We start from the raw sequence: 15,613 nt of genomic DNA on the forward strand, positions 1-15,613 counted from the left end.
CTCACCAGTAGAGTGGGGTAGTAGCGTTTTACTTGGAAGTTGCCCGAATGGCTGTATTCGAGCGTCATAAAACAATTGTCACATAACAATACGGTGTGCGCCTGAGAGCGCCCACCTTTGACTTTCTAAATGGCGGGTAGGCGACAATCGAGGGGTAAGGCCATGAGTATGTTGGAGAAAGATCTACAGGAGGTTGACCTGGATGCTGCTGAGGAGGCGCTTGATGATACCGATGACGATATTACGGTTGAAGAAGATGCTTTTGAAAAGGCACTAGGGCGTGAGGATCGACAATCGACCCAAAGCTTGGATGCAACGCAAATCTACCTCAACGAAATCGGCTTTTCGCCACTTTTAACGCCAGAAGAGGAAGTGTATTACGGTCGCTTAGCGCGCAAGGGTGACCCGTTGGGCCGCTCACGCATGATTGAATCCAATTTGCGGTTGGTGGTTAAGATTGCTCGCCGTTACCTCAATCGCGGTTTAACGCTGCTGGATTTAATCGAAGAAGGTAATTTGGGCTTGATTCGTGCGGTTGAAAAATTTGATCCCGAGCGCGGGTTTCGTTTTTCAACCTATGCCACTTGGTGGATCAGGCAGACGATTGAGCGTGCGTTGATGAACCAAACGCGGACCATTCGTTTGCCCATCCACGTGGTCAAAGAGCTCAACATCTACCTGCGCGCTGCGCGTGAATTGACTCAGAAATTTGATCATGAGGCGACTGCCGAAGAGATCGCCGACCACCTGGATAAACCGGTCGAAGTGGTCAAAAAGATGCTGGGCCTCAATGAGCGCGTGTCGTCTGTCGATTACCCCATGGGCGGTGAAAGCGATAAGCCCTTGATCGACACCTTGACCGACGATGAGGTGCAAGGCCCGGAAGCGCGCCTGGTCGATGGCGACGTTAAAGAGCATGTCGATCTCTGGCTGGATGAGCTGAGCGAAAAGCAGCGCGAAGTGGTCGTACGCCGCTTTGGCTTACGCGGCCACGAATCGGCAACGCTCGAAGAAGTGGGGGCCGAGATCGGTTTGACCCGTGAGCGAGTGCGTCAGATCCAAGTGGAAGCGTTAAAGAAGCTACGCCGCTCGCTGGAAAAGCAGGGCCTCTCTTTGGAAGCACTGTTCGAGACCTAGATGGCCATATCAGGCGAATGTTATCCCTGCGCGCCATTCTCTAAGCCGATCAAGTACTAGTAGGTGCTTGCTCGGTTTTTTTATCGCTTAAACTTTTTGGCAGAGCTTTTTGTTTGTGCTCGCTATTCTGAATCCGGTAAATGAGGAATCTCATGCGTCCCCTTGTGGCCGATATTGATCTGGACGCGCTGCGTCACAACTATCAATTGGCGTGCCGCTGTGCGCCCAAGAGCCGCTCAGTGGCCGTTATCAAAGCCGATGCTTACGGCCATGGTGCGCTCGCATGCGCTAAAGCTCTGGAAGAGCATGCCCCAGCCTTTGCTGTCGCCTGTATCGAGGAAGCCCTGGCACTTCGCGCGGGCGGTATTACCATTCCTATCGTCTTGCTTGAAGGTATTTTCAGGGCCGATGAGTTGGCACTCGTGGATGTCCACGGCTTCTGGATCGCGGTGCACAGCCAGTGGCAGGTAGATGCCTTATTGGCGGCCAAGCCCCGCCAGCCTATTCCGGTCTGGCTAAAGGTTGACTCAGGCATGCATCGTTTAGGCTTTGCCGTTGAAGAGGCCGCTGGTATTTGGCAGCAGTTAAGCGCTGTGCCGAGTGTGGCCTCGCTCCACCTAATGAGCCACTTCGCCAGCGCTGATACGCAGGATAACGGTTATTTCAATCAGCAGATGTCACGGCTCCAAGCGTTAGCTCGTCAACTTGATGCGCCGCTATGCCTAGCCAACTCACCAGCGACCTTGGCGTGGCCAGTTGCCCATGGCGACTGGAATCGGCCCGGCGTCATGCTGTATGGCAGTGACCCTTTAGAAGTGGCCAATGATATCACCCGACAACTGCAGCCCGTTATGACCCTGCGTTCGGAAATCATTGCCCTGCGGGAGCTGGAGGAGGGTGAGCCAGTTGGCTATAGCGGTCGTTGGAGCGCGCCGCGGCGTTCACGCATCGCCGTAGTTGCCTGCGGCTATGGTGACGGCTACGACCGCCATGCCCGTGATGGTACACCGGTGCTGGTGAACGGTCAGCGTTGTGCTATTGCCGGTAAAGTGTCGATGGACATGCTCACGGTGGATGTGACGGAAGTACCCGAAGCAGCTATTGGCAGCGAAGTCGTATTATGGGGCAGTGCCAGCAACGGCGAAGTGCTGCCCGTGGATGAAGTGGCCCGCTACTGCGATACGATCAGTTATACGCTGCTGACGGGGGTACTGCCCCGGGCGCCTCGGCGTTATCATGGGCGCTCTGCTTAAACGGTTGTTGTTATGTCTAAATCACGTTACCCGCGCTCGTTTGCCCATCCACGTTACTGGCCCACTTGGCTCGGTATTGGCGCTATGTATGTGGCGGCGTGGTTGCCCTGGCGGCTAAAAATGCTTATTGGTAAAGGGCTGGGGCTGCTTGCATGGCGATTTGCCAAGCGGCGGCGGCATATCACCGAGCGTAACTTGGCGCTGTGCTTCCCTGAAAAAAGTGCCGAACAACAGCGGAGCCTGGTCAAGGATACCTTCATCGCCAACGGCATTGGTCTCGTAGAGACGGCAACGGGCTGGTGTCGCGACGGTGAAAACCTGCGTCATCGCGTTAGCTATGTGGGTGAAGAGCATATGGCACGCGCACAGGCGCGTGGCAAAGGCGTGCTTATTGTCGGCGTTCACTTCTCTTCGCTCGATTTGGGCGGTGCACTGCACGCACTCTATTTTTCTGCTGATGCGGTTTATCGTCCGCACAATAACCCTTTGTTCGAGCGTTTTATGACCCGCGCTCGCAGGCGAAATTTCGGCGCTGCCATCGATCGTTATGATTTGCGCGGTGTGGTGCGGCAACTGAAAGCAGGCCGCATGGTATGGTACTCGCCGGATCAGGATTTTGGGCGTGATGTGAGTGTGTTTGCACCGTTGTTTGGTCAGCAAGCCGCGACTATTCGCTTAACGGCGAAGTTGGCCCGGATGACCGATGCATCGGTAGTGCCGATGATGTTTCATCGCAATCCGGATAATACGACGTATACCATCGAAAGCCTGCCCGCGTTAGAAGGCTTTCCGAGCAATGACGAGGTCGCCGATGCAACAAAGGTCAATCAGTTTATTGAACAGGCAATCCGCAAGCATCCCGAACAATACCTATGGCTGCATCGACGTTTCAAGACCCGCCCCGAAGGCGAGCCCAGCGTTTATTAACACTGGAAAGTGGACACCAAAAAGCCAGCTTTCGCTGGCTTTTTGGCGTTCAAACGCTGCGTTTAGTCCAAGTTGCGGGAGTAGAAAATCTCCAACATCTCTTTACGCAGACGGCTCTCGATGTCTCGCGCTTCTTCAAAGGTAATATCGCGCCGCGACGTGCCGAACAGGTAATTATCCAGTTCGAAGTCTTTGAGCAGCATCTTGGTATGGAACATGTTTTCCTGATACACGTTGACGTCCATCATCTGATACGCATGCTTGGTATCTTCGGCAAGGTAATCTTGGATGGAGGTAATGCCGTGATCGATAAACAGTTTTTTGCCATCTACATCACGGGTAAAGCCGCGGACCCGATAATCCATGGTGACGATATCGGAGTCGAAGCTGTGGATCAGATAGTTGAGCGCCTTTAGCGGGCTGATATGACCACAGGTAGAGACATCAATGTCCAGCCGGAAGGTGCTGATGCCGTTATCAGGGTGCGATTCAGGGTAGCTGTGCACCGTCACGTGGCTTTTATCCAAATGCCCAACGACCGTTTCGGGCAAGGGGCCGGGGCCTGGTTTGATTTGCTCAGGCGCAGTGTCATCCAGCTCATGCTCGGCAATCAGTATCGTCACGCTGGCGCCATGGGGTTCATAGTCCTGGCGGGCGATATTGAGCACATGAGCGCCGATAATGTTGGTGACGTCTTTCAAAATCTGTGTCAAACGTTCGGCGTTGTAGAGCTCATCGATATAGTCGATATAAGCCGCACGCTGCTCTTCGGTTTTGGCGTAACAGATGTCGTAAATATTGAAGCTCAATGAGCTTGTCAGGTTGTTAAACCCGTGGAGTCGGAGATTATCTGTCATGTCCGAGCCTCCCTATGGCAGGTGAAGACACCCCGACGAGCCAGCGCCGGAACCGATAAGACGTTGCCACCATCGCTGCGGTGTAACCCCATAAAATGAAGCGGAGCCGTTACCGCACAGGTGAAGGTAAAACAAGCGGACGTATTATGCCCGCCAAGGCGATCGCTTGCATCCGACTGAACTACTTTTTTTGTCGTCGTTGCTAGGCAAGCGGTATCGCTAAACGGAAACGTCAATCGCTGGCCGAGTAAAAAGCGGCTCAAGCTTCGACAATCTCATAGGAGTGGGTGATCTCTACACCGCCATTAACCAGCATGATAGACGCACTGCAGTACTTTTCAGCGGAGAGTTCTACGGCTCGCTGAACCTGCTTCTCTTTCAACGCGCGCCCGGTCACCACGAAATGAACGTGAATCTTGGTAAAGACGGCGGGGACTTCATCAGCGCGTTCAGCGTCCAATTCCGCGACGCAGTCAGTGACATCCGCCCGCGCTTTATCGAGGATGTTCAAGATGTCAAAGGCGGTACAACTGCCCATGCCCATTAATAGCATTTCCATGGGGCGCGGGCCGGTGTTACGCCCTCCGTGGTCGGGCGGGCCGTCGATGACAACGCTATGCCCGCTACCGGATTCCGCCACAAATTGACGGCCTTCTGTCCATTTTACCCGTGCTTTCACGTGGCTCTCCTCATCTAGGCGACGAAAGGTAAGTCGCGCAGCATAACATTTCTTGGCCTACGCGCCTCTTTTCAGCGCCTGGTTCGATTTTTAGCAGGGGAGGGCATTTCCCAGCCACCTTCTTGAATGGCAGGCTTACCCCTGACGCTTGGATTATAAAGATACACCCAGGCCTTACCAAAGCAGGTGGCGATCTGCTGGCGGTCATACTCACCCAGGGTCGGGGTATGAAGGCGATAATCCTCAAGCCGATCCAGCTGGGCTAAATGATTAGCCTCAATTTCATAGACCTCGATGGTCACGCCCTGAGACGGCTGCCTTTTAGCGCCAGGGTAGGGACCGATGTCATACAATGTAAGTGCGCAGGTAGCATCGCTGCCAAGCCATTTAGCAGTGCTTAGCCAATAGGCATTGTTGAAGCCTTGTTTTAGCGTGCCATAGACGGCCACGCGCGGCGTGTCAGCAATGGCTTCCTGTAAATAACGCATCGCTATCGCTTATCCCCTCCTGCGGTGAAGCTGACTTTCCAGCTCGGCAAGGCGCCCCGGGGTTCCCACATCGACCCAATGGCCAGCATAGTGCTCACCGCTCACCCGCTGGTTATCAATGGCGGACCTCAATAGCGGCGCTAATGCAAAGGCGCCCTGGGGCTGCTCGGCTAACAGGGCTGGGTGAATTACGCTGATGCCCGCGAAGGTTAAACGCGTAGCGCTGGATTGGTGGACGCGTCCAGCACGTAGGCCAAAATCTCCATCGGGATGGTGAGTTGGGTTATTCACCAGCATCAGATGCGCTAAATCGTCGCCTTGCAACGCTTGTGCGCTGGGCAGCGCTTCGCACCAAACGTCGCCATTGATGAGTAGAAACGGCGCTTCTCCTAATAGTGGTAGCGCTTGCTGAATGCCGCCCCCCGTTTCCAGTGGGGTGGTTTCCCGGCTCCAGTCAATGCGTAGCCCAAAGGTGTCGCCATTGCCAAGCGCCTCCATGATCTGCTCGGCACGATAGCTGACATTGATGACGACTTCATGAATACCTGCCGTGCGCAGGCGCTCCAGATGATGCACAATCAACGGCTTGCCTGCCACGGGTAGCAGCGGCTTGGGGCAGTGATCGGTGAGTGGCCGCATTCGATTGCCAAGCCCGGCGGCAAGGATCATTGCCTTCATAAGGCCGCTCCTTCCAGCCGCTGCAGAATAGCAGGGCGTAAAGTGAGCTTGACCCACTCGGTGAACGCCGCTTGGGCAGGTAGGTTCAAACCGGTTAGTGCTGCAAGGCTATCTTCCAGGTGAGCCAGAAAGTGCGGTAAGCGCGCCAGGTAGCCACTTTTTTGATCACGCAGCGTTAATCGGCAAAATATTCCCAATACTTTCAGCGAGCGCTGGGCAGCCATGGCGTGGCACTGGGTGAGAAAAGTGGCAAGCGCTACTCGTTCTGAAAGCCGGCCATCGCGCTGTGCCTGCTGATGAAAGGCAGTGACGAAGTCGCTAAACTGTTTATCGCTAAAGCGGCAGTAGCGCCCACGCAGCAGTGAAATAAGGTCATAGCTGAGCGGGCCCGCCACCGCATCCTGAAAATCGATCATAAATAAACGCTGGTCGTGTACCATCAGGTTCATTGCATCGAAATCGCGGTGCACGCTGACCACTGGCTGTGCCAAGGCTTGCTGAATAAGACTTTCACGCAAGGGGTGCCAGCTTTCGGGTGTCGCTAGCCCTAGCCAGGCATTAAGGCACCATTCGGGAAACAGATCGAGCTCCCTGCCCAGTAGCGCCGAGTCATAATCGGGCAGCGATTCGGGGCTGGCGCGGTTTTGCAGCTCGGCGATCAGCGAAAGCGCCTGCGCATGGTAAGTCTGTATGGTAGCGTCGTCGGTAAATAAGTCTTGTAGCGAGGTGCTGCCCAGGTCATCAAGGAGCAGAAAGCCATCTGCTAAATTGGCGGCATGCACCCTGGGCACCGCCAGGCCAGCGCTGTGCCAACGCTGGGCGATGGTGACGAAAGGGTGTGAGTCCTCCTGCTCTGGTGGCGCATCCATCACCACTTGCGTGGTGCCGTTGGGCAGCGTGAGGCGAAAATAACGCCGAAAACTCGCATCGCCCACGGCGGATGAGAGCGTAATATCGGCCTTGGAAAGGCCGTTTTGTTGGGCAGCCCACGTGGTGAGGGCGTCAATCCGATAAGAGGACATGCAAGCTCCTTGCTGGTCGGGCATCATGCGGGCTGTATAATACCGATTCTGGATGCCAAGGATAACGAACATGGGCAAGCGATTTTCGCGCACGTTGCCGGTTGCGCATACGCTGATGGGTAGTTTGCTGGCTGGCGCCTCGTTTACGGCGGCGGCACAGAGTCAAACCATGCCTGCTGAAGCGTTAGACTGGCAAGCCTGGAGTGAGGAAGAAGCGGCTAATCAATTGTGCCGGGGGCGCTACGTGATGCCTAGCTACCGCTTACCTGCGCAAGAGAACCCGGAAATCCTTGCGCTTGAAGCCAGCGATGTGGATTACGCCGCCAACGGCGAGGCGTTATTGCGTGGCGATGTGGTACTGCGCCGCGGTAATGAAGAAGTAGAGGCGGAGCAGGTCTTTTTGCCCGCCGACCGTGAGCAGGTCGATGCGGAAGGCAATATCGCCATCCGCGATGGTCGTGCCCTGGTGCGTGGCGAACAGGCCATGCTCCGGTTGAACGAGGACCGGGCGACGCTGGGTAACAGCCACTATGTGCTTTACGATCAGCATTTACGCGGGCAGGCACGTCAACTGGAGCAGACGGCGGAAAACGAGTACCGCCTTCAAGACGCCAGTTTCACTACCTGTGATCCTGGCGCCAATAGCTGGCAGCTGGTCAGCAGTGATATTCGCCTGAATCAGGCTGAAGGCTTTGGTACCGCCCGCCATGCGCGTTTGCACGTGAAAGATGTGCCGGTGTTTTACTGGCCGTGGCTGCGTTTTCCCATTGACGACCGTCGTCACACCGGGCTGCTTTCCCCGTCGATAGGCTTTTCGTCAGATGGTTTTGATTACGCCCAACCGTTTTATTGGAATATCGCCGCGAATCAAGATGCCACTATCACACCACGGTGGATGAGTGATCATGGCTTGCTGATGAACGGCGAGTACCGCTATTTGCTGGAAGAGAGTGCTGGCATCGTTGAAGGCGGTTACTTAAACAGTGATAACGGCGGCTCGGGCGGCGGCGAAAACCGCTTTGAAGGCGATGACCGCTGGTATGTCGATGCCCGCCATGCTGGTCGGGTTAATGCGCGTAGCAACTACCGACTGCGCTATGGGGCGGCCAGTGACGGGCGCTACTTCGATGACTTTGGTGGCGAGTTTGGTGAAAGCAGTCGCGCCAGTATGGAGCGTTTAGCGCAGATCGATTACCGCGGCCAGCGCTGGCAATTAGACGCCCGCGCCCAGGGCTTCCAACGTCTGGAAGACCCGCTCAGCGACAGCGATAAGCCCTTTTACCAATTGCCGAGCCTGAGTGCCAACGCGAATTGGCAGCTCGATAACGGCTTGTATACCCAGTGGCGCTCCAACGCGACCTATTTCTGGCGCGATGTGGACGAGCGTCGTGTACCCGAACGTGAAGCGGCCACCGGTAGCCGTGTGCACCTCACGCCTGCCGTGGGTTGGCGCTTTGAACGGCCTTGGGGCTATTTGGAGCCGCGAACCGAGTTTTGGAACACGGCCTATGAGTTGGATTATGGCCAGCGCGTTACGCAGCGGGGCGACTCACCCAGCCGCAGCATTGCGCTGACTTCGGTCGATAGCGGCTTGGTCTTTGAGCGCGAGTTGGCTCTTGGTGGGCGCGAATATCGCCAAACCCTGGAGCCACGCCTGAACTACGCCTACGTGCCACGCACTGATCAGACTGAGCTGCCGGACTTTGATAGTCGCGAACGCGCTTTCTCATGGGATCAACTCTGGTCCGCCCAGCGCTTCTCCGGCGCTGACCGCGTGGGCGACCTTAATCGCCTCTCTTATGGCGTGCAGTCGCGAGTGCTTGAAGACTCCTCTGGCCGGGACCGGCTCTCGTTGGGGATCGGGCAGAGTGTTTATTTTGATGAACGTCGAATCGATAGTGTGGGCGATCCAGACACGCTACCGGATCGGCCCGAAGATAATCCCAACGTTAACCCTGAAAGCTACTATCAGGCGACTCGGGATCGCTCGCCGCTGGTCACGCGCCTTGATTGGCAAATCACTGATCGCTGGAGCAGCGGTTACGAGTGGCTCTACGATGATCACCGCGAACGTACCGAGCGCTCAAGTGTCGATGTAGGTTATCGCCACCCCGCAGGACACGTAGTGAACCTTGGCTACCGTTGGGAGATCGAAGGGTTCGATCCGGGCGTGTTGCCGGGCGACGATAGCTTTCGCGATTACAACCGTGAAGAGTGGGATCTGTCGTTTGCTTGGAAAGCCAGCACCCGCATTGATTTGATTGGCCGCTACCTTCACGATCAAACCAACGACCGCTCCCTGGAGCAGTTGGCAGGCGTGCAGTGGAACAACTGCTGCTATGGCCTGCAGTTGGTATGGCGTGAATGGTTAGATGACAATGACACCGCCCCGATCAATGATGATTTTAATGATCGCGGGTTATTCTTGCGCTTCGTGTTCCGTGGCTTAGGTGGCGTCGGTCAGGGTGCGGACAGCTATTTTGAACAGACCATTCCTGGCTATCGTCCGACTGCCCTGTAAATGACTTCCATCGAATGGCTAATGAAAGAGACGTTTGTTATGAAAATGAGAAAGCCCTTGCTAGGCCGAATGACACAGTTATCTGCGGGTAGCCTGCTTGCTTTATGCGTTGGCGCCGGTCTTGCGTTGGCGCCGCTGACGCTCCAGGCGCAGAACTTTCAATCCACTCAGCGTCAGGCACTGGATAGTGTCGTGGCCGTGGTCAATAACGATGTCATCATGCGTAGTGAGCTCGACGACCGAATGGCGCAAATTGAGCAGCAGGCCCAGGCACAGGGTGGTAATTTGCCGCCGCGTAGCCAGCTTGAGCAGCAAGTGCTCGAGCGCATGGTGATGGAAGAGATCCAGCTACAGATGGCGGAAGATGCCAGCCTGACCATCGACGACACCGAGCTCAACGGTCAGGTTCGTTCTATCGCCGAATCCAACGGCATGACGCTGGATGAATTTGCCGATGCGGTGGAAGCCGATGGCCTAACGCTTGCTAGCGTGCGTGAAGATGTCCGTCGCGAGATGCTGATGCGCCAAGTGCAGCAGCGCCAAATCAGTAATCGAGTCTCGGTCAGTGATCGTGATGTGGAGCGCTTTCTAGACCAGCAGCAGGGGCAGACCGGCGAGCAGAACTTTATCGAAGAGACGCGTGCCCGGCATGTGCTGATTACGCTGACCCCGAACCGCGATGAAAACCAAGCCCGTGCGCGAGCGGAAGAGGTGCGCCAGCGGCTAATGCAAGGCGAAGATTTTGCCTCGGTGGCACGCGAGTATAGCGATGACAGCGGCACGGCTCTCAACGGCGGCGAGTTGGGCTGGGTTCGCCCTGGGCAAACCGTGCCGGCGTTTGAGGAAGCCATGCGTGAACTAGACGTCAATCAAGTTTCACAGCCGGTGCGCTCTCAATTCGGCTACCACGTGATTGAGGTGGAAGAGCGTCGTCGCCAGAACGTTACCCAAGAGAGCCAGCGTGAGCAGGTCCGTCAAGCGATCTTTCAGCGGCGTGCGAACGAAGAGCTAGAGAGCTGGCAGCAAGAGATTCGCTCCCAGGCCTTTGTCGATATTCGTCTCTAATGGCAGATAGTGCCTCTCTGCCAGCCAACGCCCTGCCGGTAGTCGTGACCACTGGCGAGCCCGCGGGGATTGGTCCTGAGCTAACGTTAATGCTGGTGTCCCGGGGCCTGCTTCCCTCGAATACCGTGGCCATTGGCGATCCAGACATGCTGCGCCAGCGTGCAATAGCGCTGGGGCTTAATGTCACCGTGGCCGAGTGTTCGGCAGGTGAGTATCCCGTGGGCACACAGGTATTGCCTGTTTGGCCTGTCGCGCTTAAAGCGTCCGCTAAGCCGGGCGTTCTTGATCCGGCAAACGCCGATTATGTGCTTTCCACTCTGGCGCTGGCAGTCGATGCCTGCCAGCATGGTCATGCTGCTGCTATGGTGACAGCACCACTGCATAAAGGTGTGATTATAGAAGGCGGGCACCCCGATTTTACCGGCCATACGGAATGGTTGCGTGATGCCTGTGGTGTGGATGACGTGGTAATGATGCTGGCCACCGATGCGGCACTGCATGCGACGTCGCCAGAATGGCAGGGAAGTGGCGATCTACGTGTGGCGCTGGTGACGACTCACTTGCCGCTGCGCAAAGTTGCCGACGCCATCACCTTTGAGCGCGTCATTCGCATCAGCCGATTGTTGGCGGCAGATTTGCAGCGTCAGTTCGGGATTGCCAAGCCGCGTATTGCGGTGTGTGGTCTGAACCCTCACGCTGGTGAAGATGGCCATCTGGGCCGCGAAGAGCTGGATATCATTATCCCCGCGCTAGATGCTCTGCGCGCTGAGGGAATGGATATTCGTGGCCCCTTGCCTGCCGACACGCTATTTACCCCCCGGCACTTGGCAGGTGTCGATGCCGTACTGGCGATGTACCATGATCAGGGCTTGGCGGTGTTAAAATACGCAGGCTTCGGTCAGGCCGCCAATATTACCTTGGGCTTGCCACTGGTGCGCACGTCGGTCGACCATGGCACCGCGCTGGATCTGGCAGGCAAAGGCGTGGCAGACCCAGGCAGCCTAAACGTCGCTATTGCGCTTGCACGCCGTTTAGCTGACCAGCGAGTGTCTGCTGCTGTTTAGCATTTGCTGCGAAACATTCCCGATTGAATCCGCACTCCAAGGAACACCGTTTGATGTCTACTGTGCCCCAACACCGCGCTCGTAAACGCTTTGGTCAGAATTTTTTGCGCGACCTTGGCATTATTTCGCGGATCGTTCGTGCCGTTGGCCCACGCTCGTCGGATCGCCTTGTCGAAATCGGCCCAGGGCAGGGCGCGCTGACAGAGCCGCTGCTGGAAGCGGCGGGGCATCTCGAGGTAATTGAACTCGACCGGGATCTTATCCCTGGCCTGCGAGTGCAATTTTTTAACTACCCCGACTTTGTGATCCATGAAGGTGACGCGCTGAAGTTTGATTTTGCCGCGCTGAAAGGCGATGGGCCCGCGCTGCGGGTGGTGGGTAACCTGCCCTATAATATTTCCACACCGCTGATCATTCATCTGCTGGCCGCGGGAAGTGCGATAGAAGATATGCACTTTATGCTGCAAAAAGAGGTCGTTGAGCGTTTGGCCGCTGAACCTGGCGGCACAGATTGGGGGCGCCTTTCGGTCATGGCGCAGTACTACTGTCAGGTCGAGCAGCTGTTTATTGTGCCGCCGGAAGCGTTTGTGCCACGACCCAAGGTCGACTCTGCCATTGTACGCCTAACTCCCCACGAAACGCTGCCCCATACGGCGGATGATCCCGCGCTGCTATTTGAGCTGGTGAAGCTAGCCTTTGGTCAGCGGCGAAAAACGCTGCGCAATAACTTCAAAGGACGGGTAAGCACCGACACTTTGGAAGATCTGGGCATTGACCCCATTCGCCGCCCGCAAACATTGACAGTCGCCGAGTACGTGGCAATTGCCAACCGCGTGACTGCGGATGAAACAGCAAGCAGTGAACAGGGCGCCCAAGCGTGAGTAGTTTAGCAATCGAGGTCAGTGTTGCACCCAGCTATCGTGCCGACGAATCCAGTGATGCGGAGTCGCGCTATGTATTTAGCTACACGGTGACGGTTCATAACCAAAGCCCGCATAGCGTTCAACTGATGGCGCGCTATTGGAAAATCACCCAGGGCAGCGGCGACTGCCAGGAAGTGCGTGGCAAAGGTGTTGTCGGTCAGCAGCCGTTAATTGGCCCCAGCCAAAGTTTTCGCTATACCAGCCGTGCCATTCTTCAAACGCCGGTTGGGGTGATGGAAGGTGCCTACACGCTGCTAGACACCTCCACGCAGCGCGCCTTTGAAGTGACGATAGCACCGTTCAGGTTGGCGGCACCGCTCCAACTCCATTAAATAGTTTGTGTTAACTTTGTTTCCAAGTGATCGCAAAGCCGCAGGGCCAACTGCACTAGCGTTAACGTGGGGTTGGCGTGGCCTGCGCTCGCAAACACACTGGAGCCCGCCACGTAAAAATTTTCCTGGGCAAACAGGCGGCAGTCGCGGTCGACGATCCCTTCTTCTGGTTTAACGCTCATCCGCGTCCCCCCCATGTGATGTCGCCCTGCAAGTTCGCCGTCGGTGGGTAGCTGAACCGGCGTATCGGCTAACCATTCAGCCATTTGCAGCCTTCCCACCTCGTTATCGCGCAAGTACTCCCCAAGCAACAGCATGCTCTCACGAATGGTGCGACGGTCCAGCTCTGACTGCTGCCACACCAAGCGGCTGCGGGGTACGCCCAGTTCGTCCAGCTCTTCACTGAGTTCGATGCGATTCTCAAAACGCGGTTCTTGTTCCCAGGCGGCTCTAAGTACTGCGCCATGTATTACCTTTCCCTGTGCTTGCCATACACGAAGCCGTCCGGCTAACGCTGGCGCTTTTTCCACAAGCTCCTCAATTAGTGCCTGAGTGGCTTCAGCATTCATGCGGTGTAATCGCAGGCCACAATTCAGTATTTGCCGCGATTCGAGAGCGTCAGCGGTGGGCGAAAGAAATATATTATACTCATCGTCCATGCCTAGAGCCGCTGGCTCAAACAGCAGCGCTTTGCCCACCGTGGCGTGGGGGTGCTCCATCCAATAACGACCCAGAGTGGCGTGCTGAGGTACTAATTGGCCTTGGGCCTGTTGATTACACCACAGTAGCAAGCGTGAGTTTTCTATACCGCCGCAGGCTAGTACAAAATAGCGCGCGCGTACCAAGCGATAGTCACCTTGGTAATTTTGGAACGTGGCGCTAGTGACGATGCCATCTTGGGTTTCTAACGCCATCAAATTGGCCGTAAGGCAGCACTCAAGTGTGGTCGATTCACGTAGCGTTTCAGCGTACTTATCTTTCAGGCGTGTCGGGTTGCCCAGAGAAAAAAAGATGCGCTTTAGCCCCGCCCCAGTAATGGATTGGTCTGCAGGTGGCTTCGCCAAGTCGAGGATAGTGGCGGCAGGGCGATAGTAGGGCGCAAGCGCGTCAAGGCTAATCGGCCACGCCGTTTCGCTGGCGGCTGTCTTGGCGCTAAAGTCGTATCGATCCAGCGGTCGGCAGATGCCGCCCCAATGGTTAGTCGACCCACCTAAATGACGCAAGCGGGCGCCATATAAAGGAATATAAGGGTCGCCGATCGTTTCCCCGCGATAGCACGCCTGAGAGCGCTCGCTGTAGTCCGCATCGCCACCTTCGCACAGCAGCACGCGGTGCCCCCGCTCGGCAAGTGTGACCGCCATGGAAATGCCCGCCGCGCCTGCGCCGATAATGCATACATCGAAAGTGTCACTGTCTTCGCTGATCTGTTCAAAATCGATATACATCAGCGGTCACTCGTCTTAAGCAACCAACCCTTCACTATCACAGGTGTATTAGCGGGGGAACGTTGAGTGGCCGATGCCTGAACGATAGGCAACAGGGTGGTGCCGGGCAGTACCATGGCGCCGATGCCCGCCAGGGTAGCAGCCCGTAGCAGTCCACGTCGGGTAGGGTCCATCGACATAAGCGTAGTGTTTTCCTTAACAGGGGTGGAGAGTTAGCGCTACTTACTATAATAACTGGACTGGCTGATATGCCCCTTGGGAATTGCCAAATGCATTTTATAGTGATCCAAACTGGCTATTTTCACCAGCCTTATTCGTCCAGAGAACGCATCAACGACAGGGAGAATAGATAGTCGAGATGTTAATATTTAGTTCATTCATTTGCTTAAAAAGGCCTTACGGATGAGTACCTATGCGATCGGCGATTTACATGGCTGTCACGCTGAATTTATCGCACTACTGGAAACGCTGAGTTTTGAACCTAAGCGGGATACGCTTTGGCTAGTGGGCGATTTGATTAACCGTGGACCTGGTTCTTTAGCGTGTTTGCGAGAAGTGCAGGCGCTAGGCAGCGCTGCCCGTTGCGTGTTGGGTAATCATGACTTTCATTTGCTCGTCGTCGCCCGGGGTGGCGGTAAATTGAAAAAAAATGACACGCTGAGCGATATTCTTGACGCTCCTGATCGCGAGAAACTGTTGGACTGGCTGCAAAGCCAGCCGCTCAGTGTGCTTGAGCAGCACACGCTAATGACTCATGCCGGTCTACTGCCCCAATGGGGCGTGCCGCAGGCCCAATCATTTGGCCGTGAAGTTGAAGCTAAGCTGGCAAGCGATGCCTCGGGGGCATTTTTAACCCAGCTATTTGGCAACCAGCCGGACCGCTGGCGCGACGACCTAGAAGGAATGGACCGGCTTCGCATGATCGTCAATGTGTTTACTCGAATGCGCTTTATTGATGCCGAGGGGCGTTTGGACTTTGCCGCGAAAGAAGGGCTTGAAAGTGCCCCAGAGGGCTTTCTACCCTGGTTTCAATACCCCCGTGCAGATGATGTTCAACTGTTGTTTGGTCACTGGGCGGCACTAATGGGGAGAGCCCCGCATGCGCAGGTGCCGGTCGAAGCGCTGGATACCGGCTGCGTGTGGGGCGGGTGTTTGACCGCGCTAAACCTAGCCAACGGCGAGCGCACCAGCGTGCCCAACCGCCAGCGGGAAAAATAGAGAG

16 protein-coding genes are annotated in these 15,613 nt (G+C 56.0%); 9 read left to right on the forward strand and 7 right to left on the reverse strand.

Annotated features, from left to right (window positions below; genetic code table 11):
• The first annotated feature begins 162 nt into the window (after positions 1-162).
• From rpoS to lpxL, 3 genes are all read left to right on the forward strand, one after another.
• Positions 163-1,137: an RNA polymerase sigma factor RpoS gene (gene rpoS, locus ACUN8H_RS06910; RefSeq protein ID WP_445531413.1), complete on the forward strand. Its 975-nt coding sequence runs from the start codon at positions 163-165 to the stop codon at positions 1,135-1,137.
• Between the two features lie 152 nt (positions 1,138-1,289).
• The gene (gene alr / locus ACUN8H_RS06915) at positions 1,290-2,390 is read left to right on the forward strand and encodes an alanine racemase (protein ID WP_445531414.1); all 1,101 of its coding nucleotides are present in this window, start codon (positions 1,290-1,292) and stop codon (positions 2,388-2,390) included.
• Positions 2,391-2,402: 12 nt separating this feature from the next.
• Positions 2,403-3,317, forward strand: coding sequence for an LpxL/LpxP family Kdo(2)-lipid IV(A) lauroyl/palmitoleoyl acyltransferase (lpxL, locus tag ACUN8H_RS06920; RefSeq protein WP_445531415.1), 915 nt, complete (start codon positions 2,403-2,405; stop codon positions 3,315-3,317).
• Positions 3,318-3,379: 62 nt separating this feature from the next.
• Here lpxL and speD read toward each other — a convergent pair whose 3' ends face one another.
• The 5 genes from speD to ACUN8H_RS06945 form a co-directional block, all read right to left on the reverse strand.
• A complete protein-coding gene (gene speD, locus ACUN8H_RS06925) occupies positions 3,380-4,174 on the reverse strand; it encodes an adenosylmethionine decarboxylase (RefSeq protein WP_290697238.1) in 795 nt (264 codons plus the stop codon).
• Positions 4,175-4,433: 259 nt separating this feature from the next.
• Positions 4,434-4,853, reverse strand: coding sequence for an OsmC family protein (locus ACUN8H_RS06930; RefSeq protein WP_308321317.1), 420 nt, complete (start codon positions 4,851-4,853; stop codon positions 4,434-4,436).
• Between the two features lie 71 nt (positions 4,854-4,924).
• Positions 4,925-5,341 (reverse strand): gamma-glutamylcyclotransferase family protein, encoded by a 417-nt coding sequence (locus ACUN8H_RS06935; RefSeq protein ID WP_445531416.1) that lies wholly within the window; start codon positions 5,339-5,341, stop codon positions 4,925-4,927.
• A 9-nt stretch (positions 5,342-5,350) separates the two neighbouring features.
• Positions 5,351-6,019, reverse strand: coding sequence for an N-acetylmuramate alpha-1-phosphate uridylyltransferase MurU (gene murU / locus ACUN8H_RS06940; RefSeq protein WP_445531417.1), 669 nt, complete (start codon positions 6,017-6,019; stop codon positions 5,351-5,353).
• Positions 6,016-7,041 carry an aminoglycoside phosphotransferase family protein gene (locus tag ACUN8H_RS06945; RefSeq protein ID WP_445531418.1) on the reverse strand — a complete coding sequence of 342 codons (1,026 nt, stop codon included), beginning with the start codon at positions 7,039-7,041 and terminating at the stop codon, positions 6,016-6,018. The genes murU and ACUN8H_RS06945 overlap by 4 nt, the downstream gene beginning before the upstream one ends.
• A 70-nt stretch (positions 7,042-7,111) precedes the next feature.
• Here ACUN8H_RS06945 and ACUN8H_RS06950 point away from each other — a divergent pair, with 70 nt between their 5' ends.
• From ACUN8H_RS06950 to apaG, 5 genes are read left to right on the forward strand one after another with little or no spacing between them, the layout of a single operon-like run.
• Positions 7,112-9,562: an LPS-assembly protein LptD gene (locus tag ACUN8H_RS06950; protein WP_445531419.1), complete on the forward strand. Its 2,451-nt coding sequence runs from the start codon at positions 7,112-7,114 to the stop codon at positions 9,560-9,562.
• Between the two features lie 39 nt (positions 9,563-9,601).
• Positions 9,602-10,627, forward strand: a complete 1,026-nt coding sequence (locus ACUN8H_RS06955) for a peptidylprolyl isomerase (RefSeq protein WP_445531420.1) — start codon at positions 9,602-9,604, stop codon at positions 10,625-10,627.
• Entirely contained in the window at positions 10,627-11,691 is a 1,065-nt protein-coding gene (gene pdxA / locus ACUN8H_RS06960; RefSeq protein ID WP_445531421.1) for a 4-hydroxythreonine-4-phosphate dehydrogenase PdxA, read from the forward strand. Before ACUN8H_RS06955 ends, pdxA begins: the two co-directional genes overlap by 1 nt.
• Before the next feature lie 53 nt (positions 11,692-11,744).
• Entirely contained in the window at positions 11,745-12,572 is an 828-nt protein-coding gene (gene rsmA / locus ACUN8H_RS06965) for a 16S rRNA (adenine(1518)-N(6)/adenine(1519)-N(6))-dimethyltransferase RsmA (protein WP_445531422.1), read from the forward strand.
• The gene (apaG, locus tag ACUN8H_RS06970; protein WP_445531423.1) at positions 12,569-12,946 is read left to right on the forward strand and encodes a Co2+/Mg2+ efflux protein ApaG; all 378 of its coding nucleotides are present in this window, start codon (positions 12,569-12,571) and stop codon (positions 12,944-12,946) included. Before rsmA ends, apaG begins: the two co-directional genes overlap by 4 nt.
• Here the strand turns inward: apaG and ACUN8H_RS06975 are convergent.
• Positions 12,943-14,391 (reverse strand): FAD-dependent oxidoreductase, encoded by a 1,449-nt coding sequence (locus ACUN8H_RS06975; protein WP_445531424.1) that lies wholly within the window; start codon positions 14,389-14,391, stop codon positions 12,943-12,945. The two genes, apaG and ACUN8H_RS06975, sit on opposite strands and share 4 nt — an antisense overlap.
• Positions 14,391-14,570 carry a hypothetical protein gene (locus tag ACUN8H_RS06980; protein WP_445531425.1) on the reverse strand — a complete coding sequence of 60 codons (180 nt, stop codon included), beginning with the start codon at positions 14,568-14,570 and terminating at the stop codon, positions 14,391-14,393. The genes ACUN8H_RS06975 and ACUN8H_RS06980 overlap by 1 nt, the downstream gene beginning before the upstream one ends.
• 223 nt (positions 14,571-14,793) lie before the next feature.
• Here ACUN8H_RS06980 and ACUN8H_RS06985 point away from each other — a divergent pair, with 223 nt between their 5' ends.
• The gene (locus tag ACUN8H_RS06985) at positions 14,794-15,609 is read left to right on the forward strand and encodes a symmetrical bis(5'-nucleosyl)-tetraphosphatase (protein WP_445531426.1); all 816 of its coding nucleotides are present in this window, start codon (positions 14,794-14,796) and stop codon (positions 15,607-15,609) included.
• The last annotated feature ends 4 nt before the right edge of the window (positions 15,610-15,613 follow it).

The sequence above is a fragment of the Vreelandella sp. V005 genome (assembly GCF_052645115.1).

What these genes read in the sequence shown, in the direction of transcription:
- rpoS (WP_445531413.1), top strand. Translation starts at nt 163, where the DNA reads ATGAGTATGTTGGAGAAAGATCTACAGGAGGTTGACCTGGATGCTGCT.
- alr (WP_445531414.1), top strand. Translation starts at nt 1,290, where the DNA reads ATGCGTCCCCTTGTGGCCGATATTGATCTGGACGCGCTGCGTCACAAC.
- lpxL (WP_445531415.1), top strand. Translation starts at nt 2,403, where the DNA reads ATGTCTAAATCACGTTACCCGCGCTCGTTTGCCCATCCACGTTACTGG.
- speD (WP_290697238.1), bottom strand. Translation starts at nt 4,174, where the DNA reads ATGACAGATAATCTCCGACTCCACGGGTTTAACAACCTGACAAGCTCA.
- ACUN8H_RS06935 (WP_445531416.1), bottom strand. Translation starts at nt 5,341, where the DNA reads ATGCGTTATTTACAGGAAGCCATTGCTGACACGCCGCGCGTGGCCGTC.
- murU (WP_445531417.1), bottom strand. Translation starts at nt 6,019, where the DNA reads ATGAAGGCAATGATCCTTGCCGCCGGGCTTGGCAATCGAATGCGGCCA.
- ACUN8H_RS06945 (WP_445531418.1), bottom strand. Translation starts at nt 7,041, where the DNA reads ATGTCCTCTTATCGGATTGACGCCCTCACCACGTGGGCTGCCCAACAA.
- ACUN8H_RS06950 (WP_445531419.1), top strand. Translation starts at nt 7,112, where the DNA reads ATGGGCAAGCGATTTTCGCGCACGTTGCCGGTTGCGCATACGCTGATG.
- ACUN8H_RS06955 (WP_445531420.1), top strand. Translation starts at nt 9,602, where the DNA reads ATGAAAATGAGAAAGCCCTTGCTAGGCCGAATGACACAGTTATCTGCG.
- pdxA (WP_445531421.1), top strand. Translation starts at nt 10,627, where the DNA reads ATGGCAGATAGTGCCTCTCTGCCAGCCAACGCCCTGCCGGTAGTCGTG.
- rsmA (WP_445531422.1), top strand. Translation starts at nt 11,745, where the DNA reads ATGTCTACTGTGCCCCAACACCGCGCTCGTAAACGCTTTGGTCAGAAT.
- ACUN8H_RS06975 (WP_445531424.1), bottom strand. Translation starts at nt 14,391, where the DNA reads ATGTATATCGATTTTGAACAGATCAGCGAAGACAGTGACACTTTCGAT.
- ACUN8H_RS06980 (WP_445531425.1), bottom strand. Translation starts at nt 14,570, where the DNA reads ATGTCGATGGACCCTACCCGACGTGGACTGCTACGGGCTGCTACCCTG.
- ACUN8H_RS06985 (WP_445531426.1), top strand. Translation starts at nt 14,794, where the DNA reads ATGAGTACCTATGCGATCGGCGATTTACATGGCTGTCACGCTGAATTT.